At 50.0% G+C, this 11,685-nt stretch carries 9 protein-coding genes; 5 read left to right on the top strand and 4 right to left on the bottom strand.

Going from position 1 to position 11,685, the window contains the following annotated elements:
- A partial coding sequence (locus NG795_RS01585) for a WD40 repeat domain-containing protein (protein WP_367286916.1) occupies positions 1-908 on the top strand: 908 nt, incomplete at its 5' end.
- A gap of 480 nt (positions 909-1,388) precedes the next feature.
- On the opposite strand, the gene NG795_RS01580 is transcribed toward NG795_RS01585, so the two are convergent.
- Complete coding sequence (locus NG795_RS01580; protein ID WP_367286915.1) at positions 1,389-1,766, bottom strand: YccF domain-containing protein; 378 nt, start codon at positions 1,764-1,766, stop codon at positions 1,389-1,391.
- A 336-nt stretch (positions 1,767-2,102) separates the two neighbouring features.
- Between NG795_RS01580 and NG795_RS01575 the strand changes: the two genes are divergently transcribed.
- The 3 genes from NG795_RS01575 to NG795_RS01565 all read left to right on the top strand — a co-directional run bounded on the left by NG795_RS01575 (position 2,103) and on the right by NG795_RS01565 (position 4,254).
- Positions 2,103-2,549 carry a DUF8738 domain-containing protein gene (locus NG795_RS01575; protein ID WP_367286914.1) on the top strand — a complete coding sequence of 149 codons (447 nt, stop codon included), beginning with the start codon at positions 2,103-2,105 and terminating at the stop codon, positions 2,547-2,549.
- Between the two features lie 167 nt (positions 2,550-2,716).
- The gene (locus NG795_RS01570; protein WP_367286913.1) at positions 2,717-3,793 is read left to right on the top strand and encodes a D-alanine--D-alanine ligase family protein; all 1,077 of its coding nucleotides are present in this window, start codon (positions 2,717-2,719) and stop codon (positions 3,791-3,793) included.
- A gap of 68 nt (positions 3,794-3,861) precedes the next feature.
- On the top strand, positions 3,862-4,254 hold the full coding sequence (locus NG795_RS01565; protein WP_367286912.1) for a hypothetical protein: 393 nt from the start codon (positions 3,862-3,864) through the stop codon (positions 4,252-4,254).
- A 223-nt stretch (positions 4,255-4,477) separates the two neighbouring features.
- On the opposite strand, the gene NG795_RS01560 is transcribed toward NG795_RS01565, so the two are convergent.
- The 3 genes from NG795_RS01560 to NG795_RS01550 all read right to left on the bottom strand — a co-directional run bounded on the left by NG795_RS01560 (position 4,478) and on the right by NG795_RS01550 (position 10,430).
- Complete coding sequence (locus tag NG795_RS01560; RefSeq protein ID WP_367286911.1) at positions 4,478-7,048, bottom strand: CHAT domain-containing protein; 2,571 nt, start codon at positions 7,046-7,048, stop codon at positions 4,478-4,480.
- A 1,340-nt stretch (positions 7,049-8,388) separates the two neighbouring features.
- A complete protein-coding gene (locus NG795_RS01555) occupies positions 8,389-8,622 on the bottom strand; it encodes a hypothetical protein (protein ID WP_015150504.1) in 234 nt (77 codons plus the stop codon).
- Positions 8,619-10,430: a S8 family peptidase gene (locus tag NG795_RS01550; RefSeq protein WP_367286910.1), complete on the bottom strand. Its 1,812-nt coding sequence runs from the start codon at positions 10,428-10,430 to the stop codon at positions 8,619-8,621. Before NG795_RS01550 ends, NG795_RS01555 begins: the two co-directional genes overlap by 4 nt.
- Positions 10,431-10,712: 282 nt before the next feature.
- Between NG795_RS01550 and NG795_RS01545 the strand changes: the two genes are divergently transcribed.
- On the top strand, positions 10,713-11,630 hold the full coding sequence (locus tag NG795_RS01545; protein WP_367286909.1) for an RDD family protein: 918 nt from the start codon (positions 10,713-10,715) through the stop codon (positions 11,628-11,630).
- Positions 11,631-11,685 lie beyond the last annotated feature (55 nt).

Raw genomic sequence — 11,685 nt, 5'->3', positions numbered from 1 at the left:
GGTCGGAACTAGCCACCCTCACCGGGCATAATGACTCGGTAATGGCAGTCGCCATCACACCTTGGGGGAAACAAGCGGTTTCTGCATCCAATGATAATAACAGCCTGAAACTGTGGGATTTGGCCACCGGGTCGGAACTAGCCACCCTCACCGGGCATAATGACTCGGTAATGGCAGTCGCCATCACACCTTGGGGGAAACAAGCGATTTCCGCATCCAATGATAATAACAGCCTGAAACTGTGGGATTTGGCCACCGGGTCGGAACTAGCCACCCTCACCGGGCATAGTGACTCGGTAAATGCAGTCGCCATCACACCTTCGGGTAACCAAGCGGTTTCCGCATCCAGGGATAACACCCTGAAACTGTGGGATTTGTTCATCGGGTGGGAACTAGCCACTCTCACCGGGCATAGTGACTCGGTAACCGCACTCGCCATCACTCCTTCGGGCAAACAAGCGGTTTCCGCATCCTCGGATAAGACCCTGAAACTGTGGGATTTGGCCACCGGGTCGGAACTGGCCACCCTCACTGGGCATAGTGACTTGATATGGGCAGTGGCCATCACCCCGGACGGCAAACAAGCGGTTTCCGCATCCTCGGATAAGACCCTGAAATTGTGGGATTTGGCTACGGGGTCGGAACTGGCCACCTTCATAGGGCATAGTAGCGCGGTAAAAGCAGTGACCATCAACCCTGACGGCAAACAAGCGGTTTCCGCATCTTATGATAACACCCTGAAACTGTGGGATTTGGCTACGGGAGAAGTGTTAGCCACGTTTACCGGGGATGGTATGATGTTTTCCTGTGGCATAGCGTCGGATGGGGTGACGGTGGTGGCAGGAGATAGTTCGGGGCGGGTGTATTTTCTGCGGTTGGAGGGGCTGGAGTCAGAGGCACAGTGTTAGGCTGTGTTCATCTGTACGCAAGTCTCACTTGTCCTCAACTGTTCCCAAGGTCTGGGTCAGGTTTTCCTGAGACTCTCACTCCGTCAATGGTTCGAGGGATGGCTAGAATGGGGTTGCAACACCCACCCGGCGGGGGATAAATCGATTGGCGGCCTGTCGCGGCGCTTCTATGAGCGCCGCTACGTCGGTTGAAACCGACTGAAAACACCACTGTATCAGGCTTGCAGTTGCCACACCCACCCGGCGGGGGTTCAAACCCCCGCCTAACAGAATCAAGTCGGTTGAAACCGACTGAAAACACCACTGTATCAGGCTTGCAGTTGCCACACCCACCCGGCGGGGGTTCAAACCCCCGCCTAACAGAATCAAGTCGGTTGAAACCGACTAAAAACACCACGGGATTAGGCTTGCAGTCGTCTTTAGACGACTTTAGCTATGAGGCGGGGGATTTATCCCCCGCCGGTTGTGGCGCACTCAGTTTTATCGCACTTTTCTCAAGTCTCGTCCAAAGGGAAACAGCGCGATCGCCACTAATTTAAAATGCTGTTCGGCAAAGGGTAGTCCGATGAGGCTCACGAAGAATAAGGCAGCGAGGACTAAGTGCGCGATCGCAATCTCCCAACCGAAGAAGATAATCCAAATCGCATTTAACACAAGCTTGAGGTTACTGTTGGGATTGTCATCCTCGACAATTTCCTTTCCGAACGGGGTCATGGTGGCGATTCCCAGTTTAATGGTTTCCAATCCGAAGGGAATGCCGACAATTGTGAGACACATCCCAAGTCCTCCGATGATATACCCCACTCCGGTGACGAATCCTCCGAAAATTAGCCAGATGATGTTTCCAATTAAGATCATGATTTTTTTTCCTGTTTTGGTTGGGGATGGTTTTTTAACCACTGATTTCAGGGATTTTTAACCACTGATTTCACGGATTTTCACTGATGGGGATGATGGATTTTTCTTTTGTTACAAAAATTTACAGGGTTTTTCTAAAAAAAGGGCGGATAGGGCTAGACAAGGGGGATTGACTTTGTTAAAATTCTTTTTATAATGGGAGGCTTTGCCAAAATATTATTAGAGTCAACATCCCATTATGAATATAATAAAACACAAAGTCAAGAAGTGCAACCCCCCGCGCCTACTTTTTTTGGCCGCGCCGGTTGGGTTGATAGTAATTAATCAAGGAGAGTTATGAATAAACCCGCGATCGCCTTACTTGGAATTGGAATGATTGCAATCATCGGAATAGCAGTAGTTTTCAGCAATCCGGAAGAGTCTAATTCTGTTAGTTTAGGACAAAACAGTGAGATTGTCCAGATAGAAGCAACCCCAGACCAGTCAGGGGCGATCGCCGAGTTACCGGAAGCCATTAGCGAAAAAGTATTAGATGCAGTTGCCGAACAAACCGGGGAAGGGCGATCGCAATTTGAGATTGTAGCAGCGCAACGGCGCAGTTGGCCCGATGGTTGTTTGGGACTGACGGAACCGGGCAGTTTTTGCACCCAAATTGTCGTGTCTGGGTGGGAAGTCACCGCCAGCGATGGCGAAGAAACTTGGGTGTATCGGACCGATCGCGATGGGTCCCAGGTGATGCTGGATACGGCAGCGAGTAGCGCCTACGAGTTGAGAGTACCCTAACAGATTTTGAGAAGACTAGGCCCAGGATGGGCAAAAATCCGACAACTTATGCTACTGTATCTCGGACAAGGGATGCGGTCCATCGTATTTTAGATGCAAGAGTTGGGAAGCGAGTCATCGATTGCCACTCTAACGGCTAAAATCACCAAGGTTAAAAGGGGTCAACAATGGCTAAGTTGCGGGTCGGATTATTATTTGGCGGTCGTTCCGGAGAACATGAGGTCTCTATCATTTCGGCAAGGGCGATCGCCAAGGCATTGGCAGGGGAATCGAATGCTCAGAAATACGAAACTCTGCCCTTTTATATCGACAAAGACGGGTTATGGCACTCCCCAGCAGTGGCGCAACAGGTGTTAGATGCGGGAGTTCCCCGGAATGAGGGGGGAGAGACGGGCGATCGGGCCAAATTATGGCAATTTCCAGCAGAAGCGGGGACTGTCGAGGTGTGGTTTCCGATTCTGCATGGTCCCAATGGGGAAGATGGGACAATTCAAGGTTTGCTGACATTAATGCAGGTCCCCTTTGTCGGAACTGGGGTGATGGGTTCGGCAGTGGGGATGGACAAATTGGCGATGAAAACGGCGTTTAGTCGTGCGGATTTGCCCCAAGTGAAGTATATGGCGGTGACCCGATCGCAGGTTTGGTCCAACCCTTGTGTATTCCCGAAACTCTGTGATGAAATTGAGCAAAATTTGGGTTATCCCTGCTTTGTGAAACCGGCGAATTTAGGTTCATCTGTGGGGATTTCTAAGGTGCGATCGCGCAGTGAATTAGAGGCCGCTTTGGATAGTGCCGCCAGTTACGATCGCCGTCTGATTGTAGAGGCGGGAGTGGTAGCGCGGGAAGTGGAATGTGCGGTTTTAGGGAATGATAATGCTAAGGCTTCTGTGGTTGGAGAAATTACTTATGATAGTGATTTTTACGACTATGAAACCAAATATACCGACGGCAAAGCCTCCTGGATCATTCCAGCAGAATTACCCGAGGCAGTCGTCACTCAAATTCAGGAGATGGCAATCCGGGCTTTTGAAGCCGTTGATGGGGCTGGGTTGAGTCGGGTAGACTTTTTCTATGTGGAAGCAACCGGCGAGATTTTTATTAATGAAATTAATACCCTACCCGGTTTTACCGCCTTCAGTATGTACCCGCAACTCTGGGCTAACACGGGGGTTTCTTTTACGGAATTAGTAGACCGCTTGATTGAGTTAGCGATCGAGCGGCATACTGATAAAAGTAAGGAATAAGGTCAGCCAATTAAAGGGAATGGGTGGCAACTAGAACTCACTCAGGTTGGTGATTCGAGGAGCAATTTATGAGTTCGAGACTTTTAAAACCGTTTACTGTATCGGATCGGCGACAGATTAATCGGTTACGCGCTTTTATGCCAAACCGGGAGAGTCAGTTGGCGCGATTGCGAGAATTAAGCGGGAGTCAGGATGCTCATCTGGATTATTTGAGGCGGTTGAGGGAAGAAGGCAGTCACCCTCTGTTGCCCGAGGGGAAGGGGGCCGGGGGTCATCCGCGCAGGGTCCGGGCGGTGAGGAAACGATCCGCTTCTGAGTCTCTGGTGCGATTTTTTCAAAAGCAGCCTTGGGTATTGGGGCTTTTGGCCTGGGTGCTGTTGATGGGGATGGCTTGGAGTTCTTGGAATGTGTTGGTGAGTCCTGGGTTGATTGAGGTTCCAGAAGTTCGGGAGAACGAGTGATTTGGAATGGGGAGATGTTAGTAGAGACGCTATATTTTGCGTCTCTACTAACATGGGGGAACGGCTGAAGTCGTTACTACGAACGGGGATAACGACTTAAGTCGTTACTACGAACGGGGATAACGACTGAAGTCGTTACTACGAACGGGGATAACGACTTTAGAAAATTATGAACCCCTTGGAGTGCGAGCATCTTGCTCGCTTTCTTTTATGACTATAGGGATTACTCTCGGGTCATGAGGAGCGATCGCCAATCTTCTAGGGCGGATTCGGGCCACATCCAGTCCGTTGCTAGGGCGTCGGGTTGGAAACTCAAGGGATCGGCGTTGAGGACGATTTTGCGGAGTTTAATGGCTTTACTCAGGACTTCCGCCCGATCGCCTGGGGGTAGTTCCGATGCAGAACGACTCAGGATTAGGGAAAATCCGGCATAAGCTGTTAGAGCATCATAACTTTCTAGGGGAGCCGATTCGGGGGTGGTGGAATTTTTTGCCCCAGTTAATGGCATTTTTTCGAGTAGTTTTAACGACTCCATCCAAGCATCTTCGGCTTTTTTGAAGTTGCCATCGGCGTAGTAGGCAAATCCTAAAGCATTGTAATAGGTGGGATTATTGGGTTCTTGTTGGACGGCGCGAGTCCAATAGCGCCGGACATCATCCAGGCTGTATTTAGGATTGCCGGAGAGGACCGCTTGCCATGCGAGGCGACCCCATAGGAAGGTGATACTGGAGTCAAATTTATGAGGTTCGGGAACGCCACTGAGTACCGCTTCGGCATAATTGAGGGCGCTGCGTTGGGGTTGGAGGAGTTCTTCTACCGCTTTTTGACCGGCGATCGCATCCCCTTCGTTAAAGTAAGCAAAGGCTAATTTGCCCACTTCTGGGGTTTGTAATTGACTGAAATTGGCCTGATTTCCCGGAGATAAGGGAGACTCCAGGGCGATCGAAGCGGTGGGAGGAAATACGGTCCCCGGTTCTCGGGTGGCGGCAGAAAAGCGAGTTTGTCCGGTCCAGAATCCCGCCCCAGCAATGGCGATCGCCACTGCTGCACCGATCGCCACACGCCATTTATACCCGAAGGATTTGACGGTACTCAACGTCTTCTGCCGTGGCGGCTGAGTTAGAGGCGCATCCGTGGCCGGTAACGGCCAATTTTCGGCGGTGTAAGGGGGAGTTTTAGCCGTGGGGGGTAACTCCTCGGTGATGGTTTCTTCGAGGATATCAAACGCCTTTTGGACTTGGCTGTTCTGCCGATGCACTGCATCAGTTTCGGGGTCAGTCTCACCTACCATTTCTCGGAACAACTCGGACACCACGGAGACGGCCTCATCCTCATCGAGTTCGTCATACATGATATCTTCATAAACCCCTTCAAGGTCTCCCTCATCGAACAACTCGGAGTCATCCTCAGCAAAAGCGCTTTGCACCGTCATTGTTCCCGTGCGGGAGGGGGGGATGGTGCTGAAATCGAGAGCTTCGCGGGAGTGAGAAGTGTTCGGGGGTGAGAAGGGGGAGAGGGAACTGGCAGCGGCGATTTCCTGGGGAATCGGGGAGGTTTGACGGGGAAGCGGGCGATCGCCGACCGTGGTGCGAGGATTCCCGGTGGTTTCTTGTTCCGATGTGAGATATCCATCAAATTCGGGATGGAGATACAGCACGGGTAGCGCCCAGTAGAGTTCGTGAGAACCATAGGCAGACATCAACCCCTGTCTGGCCCGATTCAGGCTGAGGTCTACGGGATAACCTTGTTTGATGTTGTAATAAAATAACCGCGTCAGGGTCAGGGCGACATCATCGGTGATTCGTTCCGCCATTGCCAGAACCCCGGGAACACCCCGCTTGACCAGGGCCTCGGCTAGAGACCGTCTGCCGGTGGCATCGGTAGGGTCAGAACTGGCAGTATAAGCCCCGCGACAGGAGTTAAAGACAGCCATGCGAATTCCGGCATTGACTAACAATCCCGCCAGGTCGTTGCCGGTGAGAACTTCGCTTAAGCCAGTTTTCCGGTTGACGAGATACAGTTCCCCGCCACCGGCACCAACATCGCTGTGACCGGAGTAATGTAAGACTTGGTAATGATTTTGTTCTAAGGCGCGGGTGAGTTCTTCTCGGTTGGGTTGTTCCAGGATATCCAGTTGGATTTGTGGGGGTTTGCCGGTAACCGGAGTGCCACTGCGCCAGCGCGCTTTGAGGTCTTCCTGGAGGTGAACTGCTTCCCGTTTCAGGGCGAGATTTTCCCGGTCCGTGGGTGCGGCCAAGACCATCAAAATTTTAACCCGATCGCCGGTATTTCCGGGGAGGGCGACAGGGGCGAGGGTGGGTTGATAGCGGGAGAATACGAGGTCTTTTCCCGTGGCGATCGCCCGGGTTTCTTCGTGAATCACCTCCCACGGTAAACGAGGCAGGTGAGGGCCTTTGAGTCCCAGGCGTAAGCGCAGCACATTCCCTTGGTTATGGGCGATCGCTTGGGCGGAAGTCATGCGATCGAGTAAGCTGCCTTGAAACAACGCCTGATAAAGTTCCTGACCCAGTTCTACTAAGTTTCCTAACGTAGTCCGTTCTGAATTGCCCCTTGGGGAGTTCGAGGAAGAATCGGGTTGATCCTGTAAGCGCATCAACATCGATAATGGATCTTCCATTAGCTTAGTCGCTTGGCTCAACCATCCCTCTACCGGCCAGACAACTTGTTCCTCCGCCGGTAGCACGCCTTTCGGTGCTTGTTCGGTCCGCACCAGATACTTATCTTCCCCAACTGGGGTTACAGAAATATGTAATTCTTCAAATTTCTGGCTCACAGTTTCCCTGCACTCCTGCTCACTGTTTATATCCTATCTCTGGGGCTGACCTGCGGTTAGGTTGAGGCTGGCCCCTTTATTTTTAACTCTAGTTTTAAGGGGATAAAGTGGATAACTGACTGGAAAATTCCCATAAAAATGGGTTGATATTTGCTCATTTTCCTGGGTTTCTTCAGCTCAGTTTATCCCCTGTTTAAATCGTCACTTTATAGATGAACCCTCAAATCTTTCCCCGAGTTAGAGGAATGTTATTATAGACTCTTTCCGGATAGACGAAACCGCTGTGGAAAAGTTACCCGGCTAAAGAAAATTTTTCATTCTCCAATCAAAATTGGCTGTTAACCCCCTAAGCAATGACTGCAAAAATTATCTGATAAAATGCTGGCAACTGTCCGGAATGCATCAGCTCTATCGAGAACAATAGAGTGGTAGATGCACCCTGATGGATATATCCCGGCACCAAAACGCCGGGATTTTTTTAAGCTTTTGGCCATTAAGTTGCTGACAATTGAGACATTTCAGCGTGCGATCAAGTGATAAAGAAGGGAGAATCAGCCCGCTCAAATGGCGGACTGTTCACCTCAAAGCTTCAACCCCAATCAATATTAAACGGGTTACAGATCTCTTTTACCGTGATCCGGTTAAGCTGAAAAATCTGAGAAGGATCAAATATAGATGCACTCAAAAGTCCATCCCTAGTTGTTAGGAGCTAGGGATTTTTTTAATGGGTAGTTGAGGAGCGATCGCCCGGATTGGGACCCTTTAGATGCACCACTCAATCGCTCCTGAAAGCAGAATCCCTGACGCTGATTGACGGGACAGACACATAAAAACCTGATTGGCCGGAGAGGAACGCACCCTAATTGACGTTTCCTCTCCCTTGCAAATGTAGTGACAGCCTGATGGCACAGGTTCGCTTTGTGCCTGCTTAATCTCTAGTTTAGCAATAATTTTTCCGGATTGCAGGGGGATCTCAAGAAGAAAGGAATGGTAGATGCACCCTGATTGACGTTTCCCGGCTCTTTTGAGCCGGTTTTTTTTATCAAAATTTTTGACCATCTTTAGTTCGAGGGTATCCCATTGGTTAGAAACCGGGTTTCTTGACATCATCTTTGGCAATCAGACTAAATTTGGGTTAGAAACCCGGTTTCTGGTCCTGGGGGCGATTTATGCCATTGGTTAGAAACCGGGTTTCTTGACATCATCTTTGGCAATCAGACTAAATCTGGGTTAGAAACCCGGTTTCTGGTCCCGGATACCAAATTCTGAGAACCGGATTCCAGATAAAAAAGGCGCACCCATGCAGGGTGCGCCTTTTTTAGATGAAGTGTTCAGTTAATCTAATCGGAGGCGATCGCCTCAAAGGATTTCACCTCTAAAACCGGGCCAATCATTGCCATTGTCATCACATCATCGCGGACCTGACCTTTGACTTTGACCTTTTGACCCGCTTTTAACAAATCCGCCGGTGCACCTTGATAAATCTCGTAGGTTTCACCGCTATCGGAAACCAATGCCCAAGCACCCGGTCCGATATTTTTGCGTTCGATAGTCCCTTTTACATTAATACTCATGCAATTTGTCCCTCATCCTTCATCGCGATCCGGGCAAGTGCCAAGCATAAGAAGGCATTCACCAGTAAAAAGGCCCGGGCACCGATGCCACTGCCAATCCATAATAAGGTTGGGGCCGGTGCTAACAGGGCACTAATTCCCAGACAGGTTGCCACCCCAATGGTGGAACCGATCGCAAACCATTTCCATTGGGGATGTCCCAACAGCAACAGAATCAGAACCACGGGAATGAGGACACTGGCAAATAGCGGATTGAAGGCACTACTGCCGGAGATGGAGGTTCCTAATTCTGGAATTGAACTGCCCAGGATACGGAAGGGCCACTGGGGTAGATCAAAGATATAGAATCCACGGAAGACGAATAATCCAGAACTGCCAGCAACCAGTCCCGTCGCCATACTCATGGTCCAACTGAACGGGAAATACATCTTCAGTAACCAGGCAATCAGATAGGACCCGACGACCATTAAGACTTTCGGTAACAGGGCGTAAACGCCGCCATCAATCCAGAAACGGGGGTTGAGATAGCCGTTATCGCGCAACCAGCGGAAGAAGTCGCTAAAGAAGTGACCAAAATCAAATTGACCCGTTTTAGCGAGGGCTACTGCACTAGCAGCATCCAGATGTCCCGCCCCAAAGTGGTTGAGGGGGTCTTCTTTCACTTCCCGCGCTGATTCTTTGAGGATTGCGGTAATTTTTTCCGGGTCAGTGACGCCAGAGGCTTTAATCAAGGCTGCGACACCGGCCACATGAGGGGCCGCCATACTGGTGCCTTGATAAGCTTGAAAGGCAAAACCGGGAAGATTGGTATCGGGGTCAAAGGAGATGGTTTCCTGGAGGATTCCGCCTTCGTTTCCTTTGGTGGTATCGCCACCGGGGGCGGAAATATCTACACCGGCCCCAAAGTTAGAGTAGGGGGCTTTTTGTCCGGTGGAATCGATCGCCGCTACGCCAATCACGTTGGTATAGCGGGCTGGATAGGAGGCACTGTTGCGCTGTTCGTTGCCAGCAGCAGCAATGATGACGACTCCTTTGTTATGGGCGTAGGCGACTGCCTCTTTCATGGCGTTACTTTCACCGGCCCCACCCAAGCTCATGTTAATCACATCGGCCCCGTTATCTGCCGCAAATTTAATCGCTTCGGCGATATCGGCAACGTTGCCGCCCCCACTGGCGCTTAAGACTTTCAGGGGCATGATGCTGGCTTCATAAGCGATTCCAGCGACGCCATAGCCATTATTGGTAGTTTGGGCGATGGTTCCAGCGACGTGGGTCCCATGTCCATTATCATCATCGGCGAGTTCGCGATTGTTAACGAAGTCGTATCCTTTGACAAATTTGGTATTTTTTAAGTCCGGAACGCGACTGACTCCGGTATCAATCACTGCGACGGTGATGCCACTGCCTTTGGTGTCACTCCAGGCTTTTTCTACGTTGATGCTGCGCAGATTCCACTGTTGGGCGTAGAATGGGTCGTTGGGAATATCGAGGGTTTGATATTCGTAAGCGGGCTCAATGTATTCTGTGTATTGAGAAACCTCAGATTTTTTGAGGGTCTTGAGTAGGTCGCGATCGCCGTTGACCACATACAGGTGATCATCCACGGAAAACTCGGAGTTGAGACGGGGGGTAACGCCATACTCGGAGGCGATCGCATTGATTTGTTGGTCGAGTTCGACTCGGGGAAGATCATCCCGAAAATCCAGAACAATGGACTCGAAAGTGCCTTGATTGGCTAAACCCTTGAAGTTAAACAGGGCAAAGCTCAAACCCACTATAAATAAGGAGAGGAGCAGAAGTTTTTTCATAGAACTTTCCAGCGTAGCGCCAGTTATTTCACCACGATAACTCATCATTATCGGCTTTTGGGGAAATGTTTCAGGATTTTAATCGAGTCCGAGGTCTAGGGGCCAAGGTTAAGCAGCGATCGCCAACCCTCTGGAACCCCCCAACCCTGGAATTCCTTCCAGGCTAACGATTTGACTTCGGACTCCCTAAATCCCCGGGGATTTTCCCCTGAATCCTCCGTTGCCCGGGTTCATCTATGGCATTATGTAAACTGTTACCTAATTTCTCTCGATATCATGCTCATGGCAAGTTACCCGGCCCAAAGTTTATTTCCTGGCTTTTTCCGAAGGATAATTGCAGCGGTCATTGATTTTATTCTGATTGCCCTGGTTTGGTTCTCTGTGGGATTAGGAATTGATTTTTTACCCCGTACTGGCGTAAATAGTATTACCTTTATTGCTCCGGATGTTCCCAAGATTTTTATTGTATTTTTAGTTTTTATTGTTTATTTTACCTTGTTAGAAGCCACCTTGGGTTGGACTTTGGGTAAGTTAATTTTTCAAGAAGAAGTCGTCACCCTACGGGGACGCCGCCCTAGTCTGCTTCAAGCGCTGGTCCGGAATCTTTTTAAGCCGGTGGATATGCTCTTGCTTCTAGCGCCGTTGTTAATGTCGCCGAAAACCCAAACTTTGGGCGATCGCTATGCCAGAACTTTAGTGATTAATCGGGATGCGGGGGTTCCGGGCATTATTGTTGAGGACCGATATATTTTTACGTTTAAAAAGATAATTGGCATTATTTTGCTGTTGGTGAGTTTAGCGGGATTGGGGATAGGATTTTCGTTGATGAGAACTTATCTACCCGAAATTCGGTCCGTGAATCAAGCCGCAACTAATCATTTTATGCGCCTAGAAAAAGGCATTGCCATAAATCAAAATGTCCGGGCCGCTTATGAAAATGCCTCCAGTCAGCTTCGGGAGCAAATGACCTTTGAGGAATATCAACAAAGACTCCAAGAAAATCCATTTCTGCCCATAGCATTAGAAAGACGCGGCGAGATTAAGTTTAATGAATGGACATTTCAAGAAGAAGAGGGTCAGCGGGTAGCGGCAGTGCTTAAGGGCAATTTGGATAGTCTGTTTGAGATTGAGGTTAATCTGGCGAAAGAACAGAATCAATGGAAATTTGTGTCCGGGAATTTTATGCCGACGGGTCAGTAAGGGGCAACAGTAACAGGGAGTGAAGGGAAGCGATCCCGAAGGGAATCGCCACTCC

It is taken from the genome of Laspinema palackyanum D2c (assembly GCF_025370875.1).
GTDB classification, from domain to species: Bacteria; Cyanobacteriota; Cyanobacteriia; order Cyanobacteriales; family Laspinemataceae; genus Laspinema; species Laspinema palackyanum.
The sequence above is the reverse complement of the archived record's forward strand: the minus strand, read 5'-3'. Positions and strand labels throughout refer to the sequence as shown.

Coding starts and splice junctions, on each gene's coding strand:
- NG795_RS01575 (WP_367286914.1), top strand. CDS start 2,103: ATGAATAAACCCGCGATCGCCTTACTTGGAATTGGAATGATTGCAATC.
- NG795_RS01580 (WP_367286915.1), bottom strand. CDS start 1,766: ATGATCTTAATTGGAAACATCATCTGGCTAATTTTCGGAGGATTCGTC.
- NG795_RS01555 (WP_015150504.1), bottom strand. CDS start 8,622: ATGAGTATTAATGTAAAAGGGACTATCGAACGCAAAAATATCGGACCG.
- NG795_RS01570 (WP_367286913.1), top strand. CDS start 2,717: ATGGCTAAGTTGCGGGTCGGATTATTATTTGGCGGTCGTTCCGGAGAA.
- NG795_RS01565 (WP_367286912.1), top strand. CDS start 3,862: ATGAGTTCGAGACTTTTAAAACCGTTTACTGTATCGGATCGGCGACAG.
- NG795_RS01545 (WP_367286909.1), top strand. CDS start 10,713: ATGGCAAGTTACCCGGCCCAAAGTTTATTTCCTGGCTTTTTCCGAAGG.
- NG795_RS01550 (WP_367286910.1), bottom strand. CDS start 10,430: ATGAAAAAACTTCTGCTCCTCTCCTTATTTATAGTGGGTTTGAGCTTT.